Source organism: Streptomyces sp. NPDC057565 (genome assembly GCF_042801455.1).
GTDB classification, from domain to species: Bacteria; Actinomycetota; Actinomycetes; order Streptomycetales; family Streptomycetaceae; genus Streptomyces; species Streptomyces yanii.
The window spans coordinates 198,839-220,174 of the sequence record NZ_JBHVFU010000006.1 but is presented as its reverse complement, the minus strand read 5'-3'; the positions used below and the strand labels follow the sequence as shown (position 1 = coordinate 220,174).

The following is a 21,336-nucleotide window of genomic DNA, read 5'->3' as shown; positions in this document are numbered from 1 at the left end:
CGGAGTCGTCCGGACGACGGTACACGCGCGAAGCCCCCCACCGTAGGACGGTGAGGGGCTTCGCAAGGTTGAGACCGGAACCTCGGAAGGTTCTAGTACCAGTTGTTCGCCTGCCAGAAGGACCAGGCGCCGCACGGGGAGCCGTAACGGCTGTCCATGTAGTTGAGGCCCCACTTGATCTGGGTGGCGGGGTTGGTCTGCCAGTCGGCACCGGCGGACGCCATCTTGGAACCGGGGAGCGCCTGGACGAGCCCGTACGCACCGGAGGACGCGTTGGTCGCCCGGTAGTTCCAGCTCGACTCGTGGTTCACGATGTTGCTGAAGCACTGGTACTGGTCGCCGGGGATCATCTGGCGAGCCATCGCCTGGACTTCGGCCACGGTGTACGAGCTCTGCGTGGCGAAGGCGGAGGCGGAACGCACCGCGGACCGGCTGGCGCGCTCGGCCTCTTCCTTGGCCTTGCGCTCCTTCTCCAGCTTGGCCTCGGCCGCCTGCTTCTTCGACTCGGCGTCCTTGGCGGCCTGGATGCGGGCCGATTCTTCCGCGGACTTCTTCGCTGCCGCGTCGGCTGCGGACGCCTGGGCGTCCGCCTGCTGCGTCAGCGAGGCGGTCTGCACCTGGGCCTGCTGGCCCGCAGGGATGTCGGCGAGAAGCGTCGTGTCGGCTGCGGTCGCCTCGAAGTTGTTGTCGTCGGCAGCAGGAGTGCTACCCGATGCAACGCCTACGACGGCGCCGACGGTGGTGACCGCAGTGGCAGATGCCACGGCGAACCCCCGGACCGAGATCCGGCTCACACGGTGTCCTTCCAGCATCGCCCGCTTAGGTGACCTCGCGGACGCAATCGTGCCCCTGGCACTGGCCTCCCTACTGCTTGGGTCACGGGAGGCACGGGCCCGGTGGGCAACTCCTCTGGAGGAGCGCCGCGTGGTACTCGCGGGCGGCATACGGACGGCAATTGTTGAGTTGTCTGATGCGTGGCACCTCTGGAGGTGCGGGTGTGCCGTATGCGGGGCCTGACGGAAGCAAGACTCTGCCGGAACGGCCCACCGCGAAGCAATTCTCCGTTGCGTGTGAAAGCTCACACCCCGTTTGGTCCACGGGTTTTACGGAAAAGGTGCCGCAACACGATGCCGCCCGGCTAAGATCTTCGGCTCGCCGGGCGGCATCAATAGTCGTATCCCGTATCAGATCTGGCCTTCCTCCAGCATTTCGGTCACCAGTGCGGCGATCTGCGAGCGCTCGGAACGGGTGAGCGTGACGTGCGCGAAGAGCGGATGACCCTTCAGCTTCTCGACCACGGCCACGACTCCGTCGTACCGGCCGACCCGAAGGTTGTCCCGTTGCGCCACGTCATGCGTGAGCACGACCCGGGAATTCGCCCCAATTCGTGACAAGACGGTCAGCAGGACGTTCCGTTCGAGCGACTGCGCCTCGTCGACGATCACGAACGCGTCGTGGAGCGAGCGGCCCCGGATGTGGGTGAGCGGCAGAACCTCCAGCATCCCGCGCCCCAGCACCTCCTCGATCACCTCGCGCCCGGCGACCGCCGAGAGCGTGTCGAAGACGGCCTGCGCCCACGGGCTCATCTTCTCGGCCTCGGTGCCGGGGAGATAACCGAGCTCCTGGCCGCCGACCGCGTACAGCGGCCGGAAGACCATCACTTTCTGGTGCTGCCGCCGCTCCAGGACGGCCTCCAGACCGGCGCAGAGCGCCAGCGCCGACTTGCCTGTGCCGGCCCGGCCGCCCAGCGACACGATCCCGACCTCCTGGTCGAGCAGCAGATCGAGAGCGATGCGCTGCTCGGCGCTGCGGCCGTGGATCCCGAAGGCCTCCCGGTCACCGCGGACGAGGCGCACATTGCCCTCGGCGGTGATCCGGCCGAGCGCCTTGCCGCGCTCGGACTGCAGGACCAGTCCGGTGTGCACGGGCAGGTCGGCGGCCTCGGGGACGTAGAGCGTCTCCTCTCCGAAGAGCAGATCCACCTGTTCGGCGGAGAGGGGCAGTTCCGACATGCCCGTCCAGCCGGAGTCGGTGATGGCGAGTTCGGCGCGGTACTCCTCCGCGAGGAGGCCGACCGAGGATGCCTTGATGCGTAGCGGCAGATCCTTGGAGACGACCGTGACGTCGTACCCCTCGGCCTGGAGATTGCGCGCGACCGCGAGAATCCGTGAGTCGTTGTCCCCCAACCGGTAGCCGGCGGGCAGTACGCCGGGGTCGGAATGGTTGAGTTCGACGCGCAGCGTCCCGCCGAGATCCCCGAGCGGAATCGGGGCATCCAGCCGGCCGTACCGGACCCGGAAGTCGTCCAGCAGACGCAGGGCCTGCCGGGCGAAGTAGCCGAGCTCCGGATGGTGCCGTTTGGCCTCCAGTTCCGTGACCACGACGATCGGGAGCACGACTTCGTGCTCGTCGAACCGGGCCATGGCGTTCGGATCGGCCAGCAGGACGCTGGTGTCGAGAACATAGGTGCGCCTGTCGGGCATGCGGCGCTTTGTGCTGGTCACCACGGAAGGACGTACCCCCTCGGACGAGGTTGGGGTGCGACGGCGTCGCGGAGCATCCCAAAGGGAGAGGACGGACCGGGCTGTGACCCTCTTGCGCGGGCCGAGCGTCGGCCCTCCGCGTCAGCCGCACAGTATGTACGGTCCTTCGTGTGCAAAGGGCCTCCCGGGCGAGCGGACTCCATGCCGCTCACTTGGACACGACGTCCGCCTGGTTTTTGACCGGACGTCGACCTGACAGGGGTATTCCCTCGAACACGCGAAGCCATGCCGCCCGGGGCGGGCGGGCTGAGCTGGGAGTGTGCCCCCCGGGCACGTGGATATCTGCTGCGCCGGCCTCCGGCGCAGCCGTGGGCGGCCGTGGTGCCCCTGGGCCGCACGGGCCCGGGGCCTCGGGCCCGATGCTCGCGTCCTCGATCGCCGGACGGATGCTTTCGGGCCCACCCCGGAACACGGGTCCGGACCCGCATTCTTGAGCCGTTCGGGCGACCAACTCCGGCCCGTCCGGCGTTCGAGGGCCGGGGCCGACGAGGCCCCCGGCCCGGTTCGTGGAGGAGACGGGCGGCGTCAGCCGCCGAAGCGGCGGCCTCGGGCGGCGTAGTCGCGCAGCGCCCGAAGGAAGTCGACCTTGCGGAACGCCGGCCAGAAGACTTCGCAGAAGTAGTACTCGGAGTGCGCGCTCTGCCAGAGCATGAAGCCGGACAGCCGCTGTTCACCGCTCGTGCGGATCACCAGGTCCGGATCCGGCTGCCCCCGCGTGTACAGGTGCTCCGAGATCAGGTCGGTGGAGACGATCTCCGCCAGGTCCTCGAAGGACGTTCCCTTGGACGAGTGGTCGAGCAGCAGCGACCGGACCGCGTCCGCGATCTCCTGCCGCCCGCCGTAGCCGACGGCGACATTGACCAGTATTCCGTCGACCCCGACCGTGGCCTGTTCGGCCTCCTTGAGAACGGTCTGCGTGTGCGCGGGCAGCAGGTCGAGGGTGCCGACGTGGTGGACGCGCCAGCGCCCGTCCGCCGCCAGGTCGCGCACCGTGTTCTCGATGATGCCGAGGAGCGGCGTCAGCTCGGACTCGGGCCGGTCGAAGTTGTCCGTGGACAACAGCCACAGGGTGACGACCTCGACATCGGTCTCACTGCACCAGCCGAGAAGCTCCTGGATCTTGTCCGCACCCGCCTGGTGCCCCTGCGCGGCCGTGCCGCCGGACGCCTTCGCCCAGCGCCGGTTGCCGTCGAGGATGACACCGATGTGCTTGGGCACCTGGGCGTGGTCGAGGCGGGCCTCCACCCGGCGCGCGTAGAGCCCGTACACCAGGTCGCGCAAGTTCACTGAGTTCACCTCTCGGTTCTGTGCGGGCCCTCCCGCCCCATTTCCCGGGGTCCGGGGTCGACCCCGTGGGGATCGTCGCATTGGTCCGCAGAGTCCGTTGCTCCGCCGTGCCGTGGCAGTCCCCCAAGCCGCCACATTACTGCGCAGGCACCGCACCGGCCCAACCCGGCCTGTCACAAGTCCGTGATAAGGAGAGAAACGTGACTGAATCTTCTCTCTCCTACCGGGCCGCCGGTTCGCGCTACGACTCCATGGAGTACCGCCGCACCGGCCGCAGCGGCCTCAAGCTCCCCGCCGTCTCGCTCGGCCTCTGGCACAACTTCGGCGACGACCGCTCCCTGGACTCCCAGCGGGCGATTCTGCGCCGCGCCTTCGACCTCGGCGTGACCCACTTCGACCTGGCCAACAACTACGGGCCGCCGCCCGGCTCGGCCGAGCTCAACTTCGGGAAGATCTTCCATCAGGACTTTGCCCCGTACCGGGACGAACTGATTATTTCTACCAAGGCCGGGTACGAGATGCACCCCGGCCCGTACGGCGAGTGGGGCTCCCGGAAGTATCTGCTGTCGTCGCTCGACGCCTCGCTGAAGCGGATGCAGCTCGACTACGTCGACATCTTCTACTCGCACCGCTTCGACCCGGACACTCCGCTCGAGGAGACCATGGGTGCGCTGGCCTCCGCCGTGCAGCAGGGGAAGGCGCTGTACGTGGGCGTCTCCTCGTACAACTCGGAGCAGACCGCCGAGGCGGCCTCGCTGCTCAAGGAGATGGGCGTGCCTGCCCTGATCCACCAGCCGTCCTACTCGATGATCAACCGCTGGACCGAGGACGACGGGCTGCTCGACACCCTGGAGGAGGCCGGCATGGGCTGCATCTCCTTCGTGCCGCTGGCCCAGGGACTGCTCACGAACAAATACCTGAAGGGCATCCCGGAGGGGTCGCGCGCGACCCAGGGCAAGTCCCTCGACCCGGATCTGCTCTCGGACGAGGTGATCCGCCGGCTGAACGGGCTGAACGACATCGCGCAGCGGCGCGGGCAGTCACTCGCCCAACTGGCGCTCAACTGGGTGCTGCGGGACAGCCGGATGACGTCGGCCCTGATCGGCGCTTCGAGCGTGAAGCAGCTGGAGGAGAACGTCGCGGCGCTCGCCGGACCGGCACTGTCGGCCGAGGAGCTGAAGGAGATCGACACCTTCGCCGTGGACACCGCGGGCACCAACATCTGGGCCGGACGGGGCTGAGCTCCTCTTAGCCGGACGGGTACAAAAAACGGGCCGGTCCGTGGGGGGGATACGGACCGGCCCGAGGGGGGGTTTCCACCATAACCCTTCGTAAGTGATGCCGCGTGCCACGCCACCCGACAATTACTCTCCGAGTTCGGTGGACTCCGGTCCGAGTACGGCACCCGGGGGCGGAAGGGGCGGATGAGGCGGGTGCGCTGCCGGAGGCGTCGGCTTGACGCCGGGCACTCCCCGCCGGATGTCAGTGACCGCCTTCCGGCTTCACGCAGCCGGTGCCCTCGATGTATCGGCCGTGCGCCTCGGCCGTGACCTGGCCGCGGCTCGCGCCGTCCGTCGCGCCGTACACCACGCCTTCGAGGCAGATCGGGCCGTTGTCGATCAGGTACCTGTGATCGTGGCCCCAGGAGCTGGTCGTGATGGCCCTGGAAACGTAGCCCAATTCGGTGAGGATCTCGCGGACACCCGAGTCGGTGGTGTGCGGGTCCTGGGCCGCCGGGGTCAACGCCTCCTTGATCCGCGCGGCCCGTGCATCGCCCTCGGCCCGTTCGGCCGGGGACAGTTCGCGCGCCTGTTGGAAGGCGTGGTTCTCCTTGTAGTGCGGCGCGCCGTCCACGGTGCCGGGTTCCTGGTACGGACTCGCGCCGACGGGCGGGGAGCCGGACGCCGTGACAGGCGCGGAGGCGCTCGTGGCAGCCGGGCTCGTGGGCGCGGTCGCCGTCGTGGCGGAGACAGAGGCAGCGGCGGGGGCCGCGGCGGTCGGTCCGGCGCTCGGGGTTTGCCCCTTCCCGCAGCCCGCCAGTGCCGGAGCCAGGAACAGCACCGTCGCGCCGATCAGGACCGCAGCTGTACGTCTCGCGAAGACCATGGGCCGAGTATGGGACAGACTCTGACCTGATGGGCCGCTAGATTCCGAATCATGACGACCCGAGCAGCAACCGTGACCTGGACCAGGGCGAACGCACGCCGGATCGAGCGCCAGGGACTCTCCGCCCCTCTGCCCTCCTCCCCCGCCGACGCCGTGGCGGCGATGCTCGCCGCACACGCGCAGGTGCGGTCAGCCTCCGAGCTGTCCGTCGGGCTGCGGCTGACGGGCGGGACGCGTGCCGACGTACGCACCGCGCTGTGGACCGACCGCACCCTGATCAGGACGTACGGTCCGCGCGGCACCGTGCATCTGCTGCCGGCGGCCGAACTGCCGATGTGGACCGGCGCGTTGTCCGCCGTTCCCACCGGGGCCGGTCCGTCCCCGGAGGACGTCCGGATGAGTCCGGGGCAGACCGAGGAGGTCCTGGCGGCGATCGGCGATGCGCTGACGGACGCCGAGCTGACCATCGACGAGCTGTCCGACGCGGTGGTCGCCCGCACGGGTCCGTGGGCCGGGGAGCGGGTGATGCCCGCGTTCCAGGAACTGTGGCCGCGCTGGCGGCAGGTGATGCATCTGGCGGGCCACCGCGGTGTGCTGTGCTTCGCCCCGGACCGGGGCCGCAAGGTCACGTTCACCAACCCGGGCGTCACTGCACTCGACGGTCCGGCGGCGCTCGCCGGACTTGTGCGGCGCTATCTGCACGCGTACGGCCCTGCCACGCCCGCACACTTCGCCAATTGGCTCGCGGCGCCGAAAAGTTGGGCGGTGTCGGTCTTCGCAGAGCTGGCCGGGGACGGGGCGATCGAAGAGGTGGCGTACGAGAGCGGCGGTACGGCGTGGCTGGTGGCGGGCGACACCGGATTCCCCGCCGGACCGGCGCGCGGGGTGCGGCTGCTCCCCTATTTCGACGCGTTCGCCATCGCGTCCCGGCCGCGCGAGCGGCTCTTCTCCGGCGCGGCGTACGAGCGCGCGCTGGCACGCGGCCAGGCGGGGAACTTCCCCGTGCTGCTGATCGACGGAACGGTCGCCGGGGTCTGGCACCAGCGCCGCTCGGGCCGCCGGATCGCGGTGACCGTGGAGCCGCTGTCCCCGCTCACCGCCGTGCAGCTGCGGGAGTTGGAGGAGCAGGTGGAGCGGGTGGGGGCGGTACTGGAGGGGACGGCGGAGCTGACAGTGGGGAAGGTGACGGTGGGGCCGCACGCGTAGGGTCGTCCGTCTGGAATCCGCACGAGCGGCCCCACTCGCTACGTGACGGCTTCCGCGCCGCGGTGCCCCCGGGTGAAGCGGATCACCACCATGTCGCCGCCGATGACGACGAACCACGTCGGTGGAGAGGGTGGTCCCGTCGGGTACGGCGGCCCGCTCGTCCGAAGTGAGCTGCGGTACGAGCCGGTTGGATGCGGCGACCGTTGCGCCCTCGGGGATCTCGGCGAAGAGAGCGCGAACGGTGCTGATCGCCTACCGCGGCTTGCGGGCCTCGATCAGGAAGCGGGTGGTGTGCGCGACGAACGGCCCCTCGGTCTCGATGAGGTGGTGCAGGGCGGCCAGCTGCGGCCGGTACTGCTCGACCGTGAAGCCGGGCACCATCCAGATCACCTTCCGCAGGAAGTAGACGACGGCGCCGATGTCGAAGAACTCGGTACGCAGCGTCTCCAGCCGCAGATCGACGACCTCCAGCCCGGCCGCCTCGGCCTCGGCGCCGGCTTGTTGCGGATCGCGGGCGCCGCGCACCTCGGGCGGCTGCGGGCCGAGGAAGTACTCGACGAGTTCGAAGACGCTCGCCGGACCGACCTGCTGCGAGAAGTACGTGCCACCGGGTCGCAGGACGCGCGCGATCTCCGTCCACCAGGTGGTCACCGGGTGACGGCTGGTCACCAGGTCGAAGGCCGCGTCCCCGAAAGGCAGCGGCGGCTCGTCCGCATCGGCGACCACGACGACGCCGAGCGGGTGCAGCCGGGCGGTGGCGCGGGCGATGTTCGGCGGCCAGGACTCGGTGGCGACGGTGAGCGGAGGAAGCTTCGGTGCGGAGGCGAGGACCTCGCCGCCGCCGGTCTGGATGTCGAGGGCGGCGTGGGCCCGGCCCAGCCGCTCCCCCATGGCGCGCACGTATCCCCAGGAGGGGCGTTGTTCGGTGGCCCGGCCGTCGAGCCAGGAGAAGTCCCAGCCGTCGACGGAGACGGCATCGGCCTCGGCCACGAGCGCGTCGAAGCGTGCGCGTTCCTCTTCGGGTGTTCCAGGCATACGGGGATGGTGTCACCGGTGCGCCCGCGGACGCGACCGAATTCCGGGTGCCCCGCGCCCGGCGTTCCGTGAGCGGTACGACAGGTCAGGCGGCCAGACCGCCCAGCACCAGCCCGAGCAGGGCGCCCCCGATCATGAACGGCCCGAACGGGATGCCCGTCTTGCGCCCGGCCCGTCGCAGGATCATCAGCCCGAACCCGTACACCGAGCCGAACACGAACCCCGCGAAGCCCCCCGCGCAGACGATCGCCCACCCGTACCAGCCGAGGGCCACGCCCAGCGACAGGGCGAGCTTGACGTCGCCGAAGCCCATCCCGTTCGGGTTGATCAGGAAGAGCAGGAGGTAGAAGCCGCCGAGCGCGAGGCCGCCGAGCAGTGCCGAGGTCCACGATCCGGCATGTTCCGGAAGCAGCGCCGCACCGCCCAGGAGCAGGGCGGCCGCGCCGGCGAGCGGCAGCGTCAGCTGGTCGGGCAGCCGGTGGACGCGGCGGTCGATGGTGGCGAGAAGCACGGCGACAGGGGCGAGCAGCAGCCAGACGACGAGCTCGGGGCGGAGCCCGGTGGCCGCGGCCAGGACGGTGCAGCCGAGGGCGGTCACGACGGGGGCGAGGAGGGACGGGGCGTAACGCTCAGCCGTTCTCCCGGCTTCATCACTGCCTGCATCCGACGCGGAGGCGGCAACCGCCGCCGCCCGCGGAGCCGTCCGTACCCCGGTACACGCGGCGCACCGGGGAGAACCGAGCCAACCGCGGGCCACCCCGCTGAAGGGGTGGCCGGCGGGGCAGCTGTCCCGCCATGCGTCGTCCGGTTCGACCGAGAACCGGTAGGCGGCGCGAGGGACCAGCAGTCCGGCCGCGGCGCCCCAGAGCGCGGCGACCCCCAGCAACATGGCGAACACGGAACCGACCCTAGGCCGGTGGACGCGCACGGGTCATGGGTCCAGGGGCCCACTGCGTACGGTTCCGGGCCCAGCGAAGGTCACCGGGCGCTACGGTCGTGGCCATGGGTCAATGGCGCAATGGAAACGGGACGTTGACGGTCACGGACCGGGAGGGCGGACCGGAGCAGGAGGTGCCGCTACGGATCGCCGCCTCGTACGGGGCGCGGTCCAAGGGGCTGCTCGGGCAGGACGGGATCGACGGGGCATTGATGATCACCCCGTGCGGGAGTGTGCATACGTTCCGGATGCGGTTTGCGATCGATGTGGCGTACCTGGACCGGAAGTTCAACGTTGTGGCGGTCCATACGATGAAGCCGGGGCGGCTCGGCATGGTGCGGCTGCGGTCGCGGCACGTGATCGAGTCGGAGGCCGGGACGATGGAGAAGTGGGGACTGCGGCCCGGGGCCCGGGTGCGGGTCGTCCAGACCTCCTGACGCGGGGACTCGGGTCAGGAGGGCCGGAGAGATCTGTCTCGCCGCCCGCCGGGCACGGTCCGGGCGGTCGCGGCGGGCGATGGCGTACGGCTCAGGAGGCCGGGCGGCGTGTACCCAGGCCGCGGCCGACGAGCGGGGTCACCGTGCGGATCAGTTTCAGCTGGGTGGAGCGCAGGACCTTCACCGTGATGTCGTCGGACCAGCCGGTGGTCGTGGACCATTCGTATCCCGAGCCGACCATCTCGCTGGCGAACGCCAGCTCCGTCGCGAGCAGGGCCCGCGCCCAGTCCATCGGTTCCAGGGGCTCCTTGGCCGCAAGTGCGTCACGGATCCGGGCGCCTCGCCGGTTCAGGTCGTCCGCGTCGTCGAAGCCCATGGCCACGGCGAACTCCTCCGTGCACCGTGCCGGGCCGCTCCACTCGATCAGGCCCTGTTGCAGGAGCCGGGACTCCTCATCGGTCAGCGTCAGCTGTTCCGCCGTCTGCACGCCAGTCGTCACTCTTCCACCCTTCCGGGAGCCCGCCCGGCTCCGCAGTCGTGGTGCGTACGTGGGTGCCGGCGGAACGTTCAGAACCTCAGGGATGCGACGCTAACGACCCATCGGCCGGGCCGTCTTGGGTCCCAGGGCTCATGCAGGGGCCCAGCCCGGGCCGTTGCGGAAGCGGCAGGACGGTCCTTTTGCAGGTCCCGTGGCCGTCGGCCGGCCGACGGTCGCTCCCGGTCCACCGGGGTGCGCGGGGTGTCGGCCGGACCGGGACGGCACTCCTCACCGTCCCGGTCCACCGGAATCGATTGCCGGATCCGCAGCCACGTCACAGCTCGCCGAATTCACCGCCACCGCCCTGCACTTGGGCCCGATTTTGGGGCCAAGGGCCCAGGTCACGCGGCCAGTTCGCCCGTACGCTCACGCCACACCCGAGGTTCGGTCAGCGGGGCAGGTGCAGGGCGAATGAGCGTCGGAGAGGGAGAGCCGTGAGCAGTGGCGGGGGCTGGGGACACGGAAGCGCAGGCCGCATACCGCCGGGGCAGGGACCCGGCCGGCCGGGCGGCGGTGGCGGCCCCGGCTGGAACGGCGGAGCCGGGGGCAGCGGCGGTGCCTTCTTTCCGCTGACGCGCAGTTGGGCCGTCGGCGCCCTCGTCTACATCATCGCCGGGTTCCTGGTGAGCCGCGGGGTGGTGGAGACCCTCGCCACCGGTGAACGGCTCGAAGAGTTCACCTGGCGGCTGGGCCTGCTGCATGTGCCCAGCGTCATCACCTCTCTGCTCACCGTCCTGGCCGCCGCCCGCGTCCTGCCCGAGGAGCAGCGGGAGTCCCGCCCGGTGTATCTGGCCGCCGCCCTGGGTGTGCCGGTCGCCGGACTCGCCTACGGCCTCATCGTCTCGTGGCATCTCGTCGGCATCGAGGGCGTGTTGATGCCGTTCGTGGTGCTGGTCACCGGCTCGGCCGCCGGGCTGGCCGTCGACCGGCTGCTGGAGGAGGACGAAGCCGCGGAGTCCGTCACGCCGAACTCGTACTCATGGCGGGACAGCGGTGCCACCGCCATGGAGTACCTCGGGGTGATCGTCCTCGTCGTCACGATGATCGGCGCGATGGCGATGGCCGGTGTCGGCGGTCAGATCGGCGAGCGGATCCGGTGTGCGATCAGTTCGCTCGGTGGCGGCGGTGGCGGGTGCACCACCGGTGGCAACAACCCGGTCGCGAAGCCGAAGACGGATGCCGACTACGAGCCCAAGCTCTGCCAGATCTCCAGCGTCTCCGACACAGTCGGTGACAAGGTCAAGATCGGCTGGTTCGAGTGGGGCAACGAGTACGGCTTCCAGCAGAAGGTCAGCCAGGCCAACACGGATGTGAACGAGGACGGCAAGGTCGACGAGAACGACAAGCTGGTCTACATGACGTTCACGGATGCCGCGTCCGTGGGCGCCACCGCCAGCACCCCCGGCTTCAAGCTCGGCAAGCTGGGCAAGGCTGATGTCGACGTCGGCGGCGGCGTCAAGATCACCAACGGTGACACCTGGGTCTTCAAGAGCGAGGAGGACGCCAAGAAGATGCGGGACGACATCGAGGAAATGAAGATGTGGGAGACCTCCACGAAGTACAGCGGCGCCTACGGCGGCGGTTGGTACTCAGGGATGAAGTGGGCGGACAAGAAGGAGGACGTCGAGAAGCAGATCGGCAACAAGAAGATCTCCTACTCGACGATCGGCCTCAATGTGTACGCGGACGGCGGTCTCAACATCAGCGCGGCCGACGAGTCCAAGCTCGGCGCGAAGCTCGGCGGCAAGGCCAAGTTCTCCCCGGACGTGACCATCTCGAAGGACGACGTCAACGGCAACGAGTCGTACACGTACACCGCCAAGCTCGAACTGGAGGGCAAGGTCAGCGGTTCGGCCGGCCCGCTCACCGGTACGGCCGGCGCGAAGGACACCCGTACCGGGGCCATCACCGTCACCCGTGACCAGAAGACCGGCAAGATCGTCCGTATCGACATGACGAAGACGGTCGAGACGGGCTCCACGTCCGACAAGGGCGAGGCCAAGGGCGACAACGGCAAGAAGGACGGTGACAAGCGCGGCGGCAAGGCCGGCGCCACCGACTCGTCCGGCGACACGGGGATCGAGGTCCAGACGAACTCGATCGTCTTCGGCAAGGACACCGACAAGGCGACCGAGGACAAGCGGGCCATCGCCGAGCAGTGGCTGGACGGCAGCGGCAACAACACCGCCCCGTTCGAGTACATGTTCGGTGACAAGTCCCTGCAGCAGAAGCCCGACGGAACCGACCCGTTCGACCAGATGATGTTCCAGGACGGCCTGTCGAGCACGATGCAGTACCACGGCGAGACGGACGCCCAGGAGTTCGGCTTCGAGGTCTCGCTCGGCATGAGCCTCGGATTCTCCCTCTCGGACGAGCACAAGAAGGAGACACTGACGGACGCGCAGTTCCTCGGAGCTCCGCAGGGCGACAAGCGCACGTTCCTCCCGTACAGCTACTGCGCGAAGTGAGCCCCGTACGCAGCACCCCGCACAATGAAAGGCGATGACGGCAGTGAGGAAGTCCCGGACGTCCGGCGCGGTTGTTGCCGCCGCCCTCGGTCTCACCCTGCTCACCGGCTGCGGCTCCTCGGACGCCGCCGCCGTCCCGGACGGCTGGGGCACGCTCGACACCAGGAGCGTGTCCGTGGGCTACCCCGAGGACAAGGGCTACAAGGAGCAGTCCGCCGCCGACCGCAACAAGAACAATGCGGCCGTCGCGCTCAAGAAGGAGGGCGGGCTGCGTACCGGCATGGTCTCGGTCCAGCTCGACTTCGCGACCGGCATCGACGACGCGAGCGAGGCCGCCTCGGCGGCGGGCGCGGGCATCGGCCTCGGTGCCACCCGCAAGGGCACCACCGACGTGCGGCTCGCGGGCGAGGAGAGCGCCCGTGAGGCGCGTCGGATCGACTACGAGTTCACCTCGTCCGGCAAGGAGCAGACCCCGGCGAGCGGCACCCGGATGACGGGGGTCGTGGTGGCGGGGGTCGATTCGAAGGACGTACCGTTCGCCATCCGGATCAATGCGGTGAAGGGCTCGCTGAGCGCCAAGGATCTCGACGCGTTCGTGGGCTCGATCACCGTGAAGTAGCGGGTGGAGGACTGGCGTTCATGGATGTACTGCCCGGCGGGACCGCCACTTTCCTGCTGCTGTTCGGCCTGTTCCTCGGCGCGTTCGCCGTACGGTCGGCGCTGCGGCTGAGCCGCGTGCTGAGCCTCGTACGGCACGGGGAGCGGGCCGAGGGGCGGTGTGCGGAGCGCCGGGTCGTGGACCGGGGGGCGGACCGGGAGCGGAGCTATGCGACGGAGTACGTGTTCGCGTTCCGCACACTCGACGGCCGCGAGGTCGAGTTCGTCGACCATGCGCCGGGCCCCTTCGGCTTCGAGGTCGGGGCGCCGGTCCGGGTCTCGTACGATCCGGCGGACCCGGAGAAGCGCGCCACCGTCGCCGGACCCCGGGCCTGGGGTCCGGTAGTGATGCCGGCGGTGTTCGCGGTGGTCCTGGGCCTGTTCGCGGCGGGGCTGCTGGTCGGGTTCGCGGCGATGCGGGGCTGGCTCTGACAGCCGCCGTCCGGGCGGGCCGTCCGGGCTCACGTGGATGAGCCTGTTCCCCGGTTACTCCTCGTCGTCCTCGTCGAAGTCGCCCAGCACGTCGGAGAGGTGTTGCTCGACGGGGTTGCCCAGCTCGTCCTCGGTGCAGAACAGTCCGTGCACGGCGCCCATCGGATAGACGGCCTCCTCCATGTCCTCGCCCGGCATCGCCACGCAGGGGTCGTCGACGACCCCCGAAGGATCCGCCTCCCCGAACAGGGAGGGCAGTTCGGCGCCCTTCACGGCGAACGGCTCGAACTTCCACACCGCCCCCCGCGTGCGGCAGACCACTTCCCCGATGTACCAGCAGGCCCCTTGAAGGAATGCGTCGCGGCGCGCTCCGAGAGTCTCCGCGGCGCTGTCGTACCGGCTGCGGATGAGGGCCTCCAGCCCGTCCAGGGACCGGGGGGAGAAGTCCCATGTCCCGGGGACGCCGGTGGCCGCGGCCCAGTCCTCGAAGCTCCGGGCGCGTTCGGCCAGCCACGCCGGAAGGTCGGGGTGGGTCTGCGGGTCGATGCCGTGGTCCGTGCGGTCAGCCATGCCGCCCACTGTAGACATGCTTCCGGACCGTACGGGCGAACTGTCCGCCGTATCGCGCCAGTTGACACGCCGCGCCTCAACAACCCGTTGTATCGGCCGACGCATGAGGCTCTAGGGTGTGGGGCTGGACGGTGGCAAGCACGGGGGCCCGCACCGTCCAACTCCGTGTCCCATGAGCCCCCCACAGGGACAGACACTTGAGTACCTCCATACGATCACGCATACGATTCCGGCTGGCCGCCTGCTTCGCCACCGCTGCCGCAGCCGGACTCGTCGTCACCGGCCTGCCCGCCTTCCAGGGCACCGCCGACGCCGCACCGGGCAAGATCCGCTGCGATGAGAAGTTCCTCGGCCGCAAATACAACATGGACGAGGCCCGCGGCATCCAGGGCAAGAACACCCCCTACAGCCAGAACCCCGAAGACACCTGGGGCGACTACTTCTTCGACAACCCCTCCCATGCCTTCGACGGGATGCCCACGCCGAACCAGGCGAAGCTGGACGCCGCCGGCAAGACCGAGGACGACGTCCAGAAGTGGAAGAAGAAGTACGGCCGGACCGGTGACCCGCAGTACCGGGCGCTGGAGATCTACGCCCGCTACAACAAGCAGCTCGTCGGCGACGGCCCTCGGAAGATGACGGACTTCCGCCTCTGGCTCGATCAGAGGGTCATCGGCAACGAGGCCAACCAGCGCAAGGGCGACGGCTTCGAATCCCGCATCGTCAAGCAGTTCAAGCTCGTCGGACCGGACTGGATCTGCCAGAAGGAAGTGCCGGTCTTCGACAAGAACGGCAAGGCGGTCATCAACCCCAAGACCGGCGAGCAGGCGGTCCGCAAGTACGACGCCTACAACGCCAGGACCAAAGAGTTCGTCGAGTTCAAGTCCAACGGCAAGCACATCGCCGAACAGCTCCGCTGGGACAAGCACATCCTGCGCAACAAGGAGTACACCGACCACAAGCTCCGCCTGATCACCGGCGACGAGACCACGGGCAACACCAAGCGCCAGTACGCGACCCTGAACCGGCAGCTCCAGAGCGAACGCGGCACGAGCCTGCCCCAGGCCACCATCCGCGAGCAGCGCGCCAACGGCCACGCCCGCTGGACACCGAACAGGTACACCCGCTACGACAAGGTCTTCAACCCCGATCCGCGCCGCGTCGGCTCCTACGGCCCGCTGCACGACGACGTGTGGCGCTCGGCGAAGACCCCTGAGCAGGCACGCAAGCTCCAGCACCAGTACAACCAGGTCAACACCCGTGGCGGCTTCGGGCGGCCCGGAGGCATCGACTTCTCCACCCTGGAGCTTCAGTACGTCGGCAACCCGACCAAGGGCAAGGGTCTCGACTACTCCTTCAAGGCCGACATGGTCGAGGACGAGGACACGAACCCCGGCTGGGGCGGTGAGCAGCGCCTTCAGCTCTCCTCCGATGCGATGTTCGCCTGGCTGGCGCTGACCCCGGACAAGTTCTGGGTCAACCTCAACCCGGACCAGCCCGACAAGATCATGGACAAGACGTTCGGGAAGACCGACGCCGGACGTGTTCTGCTTCAGGCCGACCTGGAGATGAAGCACGACTACGCGCGTGACATGGACCCCCGCAGCGGCGTCGGCAAGCAGTACTGGGATGCCATGACGGCCGCGAACATCCCCTGCGGGCACCAGATCCGGCTGTGGATCGTCCCCAGGACCGCCAAGGTCCGCGCCGACGACAACGGGCTGTACATCCTGGATGCGCCGCTGAAGGTCAACGCCGAGCCGCAGAAGGTCGACTTCCCCAGCCCCAACGGCAAGTGCGACCTGACCGAGGCCCAGATCAACACCTCACAGCGCCTGGTCGAGCAGTACGTCATCCCCGACGTCGAGGAGAAGGTCAACAGCGGGAGCGCGTACGCCGACCTGCGCCGCGTCTACAACGCCCGCGTCGCGGCCGAGTACATCCGCACCCAGGACAAGGACCACGTCACCGACTTCCGGCCTCTCATCAACAGCAACAACGTGGCTCGGTGGCCACTGCGGGGCAAGGCCGGGACCTGGACCCCGAAGCAGACGTGGGACGAGTACATGAAGTCCTACACGCAGGGCGACTACAGCTACCCCTGCCAGGTCGACGGCCAGAACAAGACCTGCATCATGGGCGGCGTCGACTTCTCCAAGGCCCCGAAGCGCAACATCTCCAAGACGGAGTTCGCCGTCCAGCACCCCAGGACGGACACCACCACCAAGACGTCCAGGACCACCACGGTCACCTACCGCAACAGCAACACCGTCATGTTCGGCGGCTCCAGCTCCGGCCAGGTCTACAACGGCGGCGGGAACGAAACCCCGGGCCCGAAGCCGACCGGCACGGCCGAGCCCACCGGCAAGCCGACCCACCAGCCCACCACCCCGGCACCGGACCCGTCCGACAGCCGCACTCCCGCACCCACGGGCTCCCCGAAGGACCCGGACGGCAACCTCGCCCACACCGGCTCCGACACCCCCGTCGGTCTGATCGCCTCCGTCGCCGCGGCACTCGCCGTCGGCGGAGCGGGTCTGACCTGGTGGATGCGCCGCCGTAAGGCCGCCGCGAGCTAGGGTTTTTCGACGCTCACAGCGAAGGCCCCGCCCCCTCCATCCAGGAAGGGGTGGGGCCTTCCTCCTGACCGGCCCGGCAGTGCTGTGACGGCTGTCCGTTCAGGGGTGGTGGCCGGCAGTCCTGCGGCAGGACGTGCCGAGCACTACTGGAACGTGGCCCGGTCGAACGGGACCGTCAGCGGCTCCAGCGCTCCGGCCGCCAGCAGCTGCCTGTTCACCTCGGTGATCGTGTCGATTCCGGGCAGCTCCGTGCCACCGCGCGTGAGATCGACGACCAGGCCGCCGTCTGCCGTACGGGTGTAGGTCCCCGGCAGCCCCTCCGGTACGCGGTCCGCCCGGCCCGGCGACAGATACACCGACCGGCCGGCGCGCGGGGCGCCGGCCCGGAGCCCGAACTCCGTCTTCACCGCGCGGAACTCCTCCCTGCTGTACGCCTCGCCCCAGTCCGGGCCCCAGCAGGAGACGAGCGCCTCCAGAACGGCCGTGGAGCGGCGCACCAGTTCCGGCGCGTCGTCCGCGGCCGAGACGAGCCCCACCACGCACGAGTCGGGCGCCCGGTTCGCCGATCCTCCCGCGGTGACGGAGACGGTCACCTTCACCGTGTCCGGCTGTCCCGACCACACGGACGAGGTGTAGCCGATGTACGGGGCGTCCGAGTCCGGGTTGGTGAGCAGGAGGTACTCCGTCAGGGCGGGCACACCGAGCTCCACCGCCGGCGCGGTCGGGTCGCCCTCCGCCTCCGCCGGCCGCCAGGTCCCGCAGGCATCGGCATCGATGTCTCCGAGGGCACGGAGCAGGTGCCCCCAGCGCTCGGCGATTTCCTGCGGGTCCTCCTTCCGGACACCCCACAGCCCGTGGACCGTGACATTCAGCAACGGGGTCTCCTCTCACGCTGCCCGGTCAGGGCTTCACCGGGGTGTGCACCACAGTAATGTCGAGGCCCCTGTCGTCGAACATCTCCTGCGTGGCCCTGGCCACGTCCGGGTCCGACATGTGCCAGACCACGGGCTTTCCGCGCGCGGCGTCGAGCTGACGTGTCGCCTGCTGCACCCAGCGGTTGGTCGCCAGACTGGTGAGCTGGCCCGTCGCCTCGTCGTAGAACCGGGTTCCGCGGTAGCCCCACTTCGTCTCGATGTACGTCTGGTTCGCGGAGTCCCAGCCGTCGAACTCGACGGGCTTGCCGTCCATCTTGTCGAGCGGGACCTCGTACTCCTTGCCACGCTTCACGCCGGAGACCTGCTCCTGGTAGCGGGCGCCCATCTCCTGCGGGTACGCGTACGTGTCGGCGCTCTTCGACTTCCACTTGCCGTCGCCGAGGTCCTTGGTGCCCGCCCGCGGGTTCTTGAGCTGGTCGTACCAGGACGGCTTCTCCATCTTCGCGAGCCGCTTCCGCTCGGCCTCGCGCTTGGCGGCCTTGGCCGCCTTGTCGGCGTCGTCCGCGTCCTTCTTCGCCTGCTTGGCCGCCTCGACCTCTTCCGGTGAGGCCTCGCAGCCCTCGGCACGGAAGCCGGTGGGGAAGGTGGCGTATCCGGCGTAGGCGGTCCGTGTCACGCCGGATGTCGTCGTACGTGTCGTCGTGGCTGTCGTGCCCGCCGTCGTGCGTACGGAAGCCGTGGTGACCGTGGTGACACCCGGCCGGATTCCCGTACGGCCGAGGGGGCCCGCGCCGATCGGGCAGCCCTTGCTCTCGACCTTCTTCTCCAGGTCGTCGGCGTGCTGACGCGCCTCCTTCGCCGCCTTCTCCGCGCCGCCCACATCGCCGGCCTTGGCGAGCTTCTTGGCCTTGGAGGCGGCCTCCGAGACCTTCTGGGCCAGCTCACCGACCTTGCCGAGCTTCCCGAGCTTGCCCAGCTTTCCGACCTTGCCGATCAGCTTGGCTTCGCCGTAGCCGGGGATGAAGAGCGAGCCGATGTTCCAGAGACCGGTGCCGATCGCCTGGCCCTCGTTGCCGTTCTTCCACATGTCACGGACTTCGTCGCCGATGAACATGTCGTCGAGGACCTTCAGGCCCGTGCCGCCGGACGCCTTGGTCCAGTCCCAGACGGCGCCTAGGTAGTCACCCTTGGACCACTTGTCGCCCGCGCCCTTGGAGTCCTCGACCCACTTGTCGCCGAGGCTCTTGCCGTAGTCCATCAGGCCGTTCCACGCCTTGATGGGGTGAATGATCGTGTCGAAGGTGCCGGTGATATCGCCCCACAGGCCGTCGCCAACCAGGCCCTTGAAGAAGCCGCCGGTCTGGTGGGCGGCGCACGAGAAGAACGCTCCGACACCGGAGGTGCAGCTCTCGTCGTCCTTCTTGTCCTGGGTGCCGTCGTAGTCGCCGTAGTCGGCTTCCGGACCCTCGGTGGGGTCCATGTCGTCGCCGCCCTCGTCGACGTCGCCGTCCTGGGTGGTGGTGTCGGTGCCGCCCGAGCCGGTGGTCCCGCCGTTCCCGCCGGTGCTGTCGGATCCGCCCGAGGCGCCGGAGCCCTCGGTGGAGCCGCCCGCGCCGTCGGTTCCGCCCGACGCGTCGGAGCCTCCCGAGTCCGAGCCGCCGGAGTCCGAGCCCCCGGACCCGGCCGATCCCCCGGAGTCCGTGCCCCCGCCCGCGACCGCGCCGCCCGAGTCCGTGCCCCCGCCGGATGCCGTGCCCCCGCCGTCCGTCCCGCCCCCGGCCTCCACGTCGCCGCCGCCCGGCGCCGGGCACGCGCTGCCGGTCAGCTGGCAGATCGCGCTCCGGATCTCCCCGGTCAGCTGGGCGCCGATCCCCGTCGCCACGAGGCCGCCGATGAGGGCCACGACCACCAGGACCATGCCCAGGTACTCCATGGCGGTCTGGCCGCCGTCCCGGCGCCACTTGATCATCCGCGCGATGCTGAACGGCCGGTGCGGCTGCCGCTGCTCCAGGGGGAGTTCGAACCAGTCGCGGGAGGACGGACGGAACAGCAGTACAACGATCACGACCGGCATCACCAGCTGCGTCGCCCCGCGCCCGCCGCCCGCGCCCAGCGTCGCCAGCGCACCGAGGGTGAGCCAGACGTGGACGGCGAGGAGCCCGCGCCAGATCCAGATGCCGCCGGTACGCAGGTACAGCGAGAGGACGAAGGCGGAGACGCTCGGCAGTGCCGCGTACAGCAGCAGTCCGATCAGCTTTCCGTCGACCTCGTTGATCGACGACGCCACCGTGAGCACACCGATGCCGCCCAGGACCGCGAAGACGAACAGCGTCCGGACGAGAATCAGCACCGCCTGCAGCGGGCGCGGCAGCGACTGCCTGCCGGAACGGGTCAGGGAGACGCCGCCGCCGCCCGGAACTGCTATTCCGCCTGTGCCAGACACGACGAGTCCCCCAACTGGTCGGCAGGTGACCAGACTTGGGCCACTTCATTTATCCGACCACATCGCCCCGTCCAGGGCATGGGCCCCAGGGCCCAAACCCGGCCCCGAGCTCCCGACCTACCTGCTGGGCACTTCGCTCCCGAACAGCATCCACGGCGACTGTTCGAAGGACGTCGCACCGGACAGCTGCGGCTGCATGTCCGCGACCTCATGCCGCACGGCGAGTGTGTCGGGCCAACTGTCGAAGCACGTCGTACCGTTGACGATGACCGCCCGCCAGTCGGTCGCCGCCGACGCACCATCCCGATCGACCACGAAGCCGATGCAGAGCAGGGAAGCTCTGCCGATCGCCTCCCTGATCGCGCGTACGGCCAGTTCCCGCTCGTCCCGGGACAGCCGGCACAGCCCGAATTCGAGGGAGACGATGCCGTCCCGGGTGCGGCGGATGCGCACATGGATCTCCGCGCCGCGCTTCACCCAGAGCAGGAACCCGATCTCGTCGAGCCGTTGCAGGCTCGCCAGGAGCACGAGCTGCTCCCTGGTCACCCACGACTGGGTCATCGCCGGCTCGGGTCCCGGGGTGATGAGAGTGATGCGTCGGGTGGTGGGGTGGGTGATCCGCAGTCCGGCCGCATCGAGATCGCCGAGCAGCGACTCGGCATCGGGGCGGTTCCAGCCAAGGTGGTACGAGTAGAAGAATCCGTCACTCATCGACGCTTCACCTCATCGGTGTGGGGGCACCTCGCCAGTACGAATGGAGCGTGAAGTTCTCCGTGCGCGCGGGCATGCCGGACTGCCGCTTCGGGGCGGCGTCGTCACATGCCTCACGGTTGGTCGTGCACGAGCGTAATGAGCGCACCGGAGCAGGGCTTGGGCCCACGGACCCAAGTCGCCCCCCGGACGGAAAGCTGAGGTCCCGGGCGGACGACGGCGTTCCGGTCGGCAGGCCGGTGGTTCTCGCCAATGTGCCGACACCCGGAACACCACCTCGACCGGTACCTGACCGGCGGGCGACATCACCGGGCAGCAGGGCTACGACCACCGCACCCATGGGGCGCTGACCAGCTCGGCGAGCCGGCGGACGGGAAGCTCAAGGGCTGGGGCGCACCGCGCCATCGCCGACCTGCCGTCGCGGCCGGCAACCTTGCCCGGCCGCGCATCTGCCGGCCTCGTACCTCAGGACGCCTCACGCGACAACGCCGACGTAGCCGCCATCACCCGAA

At 69.4% G+C, this 21,336-nt stretch carries 18 protein-coding genes; 7 read left to right on the top strand and 11 right to left on the bottom strand.

Going from position 1 to position 21,336, the window contains the following annotated elements; translation table 11 throughout:
• Positions 1–92: 92 nt before the first annotated feature.
• The 3 genes from ACFU8W_RS15540 to ACFU8W_RS15530 form a co-directional block, all read right to left on the bottom strand.
• Positions 93–794 (bottom strand): transglycosylase SLT domain-containing protein, encoded by a 702-nt coding sequence (locus tag ACFU8W_RS15540; protein WP_384036675.1) that lies wholly within the window; start codon positions 792–794, stop codon positions 93–95.
• A gap of 390 nt (positions 795–1,184) precedes the next feature.
• Entirely contained in the window at positions 1,185–2,507 is a 1,323-nt protein-coding gene (locus ACFU8W_RS15535; protein WP_345515291.1) for a PhoH family protein, read from the bottom strand.
• A gap of 561 nt (positions 2,508–3,068) precedes the next feature.
• Positions 3,069–3,830: an isoprenyl transferase gene (locus ACFU8W_RS15530; RefSeq protein ID WP_327244588.1), complete on the bottom strand. Its 762-nt coding sequence runs from the start codon at positions 3,828–3,830 to the stop codon at positions 3,069–3,071.
• A 200-nt stretch (positions 3,831–4,030) separates the two neighbouring features.
• Between ACFU8W_RS15530 and mgrA the strand changes: the two genes are divergently transcribed.
• On the top strand, positions 4,031–5,071 hold the full coding sequence (gene mgrA / locus ACFU8W_RS15525; protein ID WP_384036671.1) for an L-glyceraldehyde 3-phosphate reductase: 1,041 nt from the start codon (positions 4,031–4,033) through the stop codon (positions 5,069–5,071).
• 241 nt (positions 5,072–5,312) lie between these two features.
• On the opposite strand, the gene ACFU8W_RS15520 is transcribed toward mgrA, so the two are convergent.
• Entirely contained in the window at positions 5,313–5,936 is a 624-nt protein-coding gene (locus tag ACFU8W_RS15520; protein ID WP_384036668.1) for a hypothetical protein, read from the bottom strand.
• A gap of 51 nt (positions 5,937–5,987) precedes the next feature.
• Between ACFU8W_RS15520 and ACFU8W_RS15515 the strand changes: the two genes are divergently transcribed.
• Positions 5,988–7,142 (top strand): winged helix DNA-binding domain-containing protein, encoded by a 1,155-nt coding sequence (locus ACFU8W_RS15515; RefSeq protein WP_384036665.1) that lies wholly within the window; start codon positions 5,988–5,990, stop codon positions 7,140–7,142.
• A 252-nt stretch (positions 7,143–7,394) separates the two neighbouring features.
• Here ACFU8W_RS15515 and ACFU8W_RS15510 read toward each other — a convergent pair whose 3' ends face one another.
• Positions 7,395–8,177, bottom strand: a complete 783-nt coding sequence (locus ACFU8W_RS15510; RefSeq protein ID WP_384036662.1) for a class I SAM-dependent methyltransferase — start codon at positions 8,175–8,177, stop codon at positions 7,395–7,397.
• An 85-nt stretch (positions 8,178–8,262) separates the two neighbouring features.
• Positions 8,263–9,066, bottom strand: coding sequence for a prepilin peptidase (locus ACFU8W_RS15505; protein ID WP_384037133.1), 804 nt, complete (start codon positions 9,064–9,066; stop codon positions 8,263–8,265).
• Positions 9,067–9,179: 113 nt separating this feature from the next.
• Here ACFU8W_RS15505 and ACFU8W_RS15500 point away from each other — a divergent pair, with 113 nt between their 5' ends.
• A complete protein-coding gene (locus tag ACFU8W_RS15500) occupies positions 9,180–9,551 on the top strand; it encodes a DUF192 domain-containing protein (protein ID WP_345515284.1) in 372 nt (123 codons plus the stop codon).
• Positions 9,552–9,642: 91 nt separating this feature from the next.
• Here ACFU8W_RS15500 and ACFU8W_RS15495 read toward each other — a convergent pair whose 3' ends face one another.
• Positions 9,643–10,050 (bottom strand): hypothetical protein, encoded by a 408-nt coding sequence (locus ACFU8W_RS15495; protein ID WP_345515283.1) that lies wholly within the window; start codon positions 10,048–10,050, stop codon positions 9,643–9,645.
• Between the two features lie 473 nt (positions 10,051–10,523).
• On the opposite strand from ACFU8W_RS15495, the gene ACFU8W_RS15490 reads away from it, so the two are divergent.
• From ACFU8W_RS15490 to ACFU8W_RS15480, 3 genes are read left to right on the top strand one after another with little or no spacing between them, the layout of a single operon-like run.
• Entirely contained in the window at positions 10,524–12,557 is a 2,034-nt protein-coding gene (locus tag ACFU8W_RS15490) for a hypothetical protein (RefSeq protein ID WP_384036658.1), read from the top strand.
• A 34-nt stretch (positions 12,558–12,591) separates the two neighbouring features.
• The gene (locus ACFU8W_RS15485) at positions 12,592–13,176 is read left to right on the top strand and encodes a hypothetical protein (protein WP_384036655.1); all 585 of its coding nucleotides are present in this window, start codon (positions 12,592–12,594) and stop codon (positions 13,174–13,176) included.
• 20 nt (positions 13,177–13,196) lie between these two features.
• Positions 13,197–13,646 (top strand): DUF3592 domain-containing protein, encoded by a 450-nt coding sequence (locus ACFU8W_RS15480; RefSeq protein WP_384036652.1) that lies wholly within the window; start codon positions 13,197–13,199, stop codon positions 13,644–13,646.
• A gap of 54 nt (positions 13,647–13,700) precedes the next feature.
• On the opposite strand, the gene ACFU8W_RS15475 is transcribed toward ACFU8W_RS15480, so the two are convergent.
• Entirely contained in the window at positions 13,701–14,216 is a 516-nt protein-coding gene (locus ACFU8W_RS15475) for a hypothetical protein (protein WP_384036649.1), read from the bottom strand.
• 197 nt (positions 14,217–14,413) lie between these two features.
• Here ACFU8W_RS15475 and ACFU8W_RS15470 point away from each other — a divergent pair, with 197 nt between their 5' ends.
• Entirely contained in the window at positions 14,414–16,795 is a 2,382-nt protein-coding gene (locus ACFU8W_RS15470) for a PT domain-containing protein (protein WP_384036645.1), read from the top strand.
• 143 nt (positions 16,796–16,938) lie between these two features.
• On the opposite strand, the gene ACFU8W_RS15465 is transcribed toward ACFU8W_RS15470, so the two are convergent.
• The 3 genes from ACFU8W_RS15465 to ACFU8W_RS15455 form a co-directional block, all read right to left on the bottom strand.
• Entirely contained in the window at positions 16,939–17,670 is a 732-nt protein-coding gene (locus ACFU8W_RS15465) for an Imm52 family immunity protein (protein WP_384036642.1), read from the bottom strand.
• A 25-nt stretch (positions 17,671–17,695) separates the two neighbouring features.
• On the bottom strand, positions 17,696–20,113 hold the full coding sequence (locus ACFU8W_RS15460) for a Tox-REase-5 domain-containing protein (RefSeq protein WP_384036639.1): 2,418 nt from the start codon (positions 20,111–20,113) through the stop codon (positions 17,696–17,698).
• A 117-nt stretch (positions 20,114–20,230) separates the two neighbouring features.
• The gene (locus ACFU8W_RS15455) at positions 20,231–20,824 is read right to left on the bottom strand and encodes a hypothetical protein (RefSeq protein ID WP_384036637.1); all 594 of its coding nucleotides are present in this window, start codon (positions 20,822–20,824) and stop codon (positions 20,231–20,233) included.
• Positions 20,825–21,336: the final 512 nt, after the last annotated feature.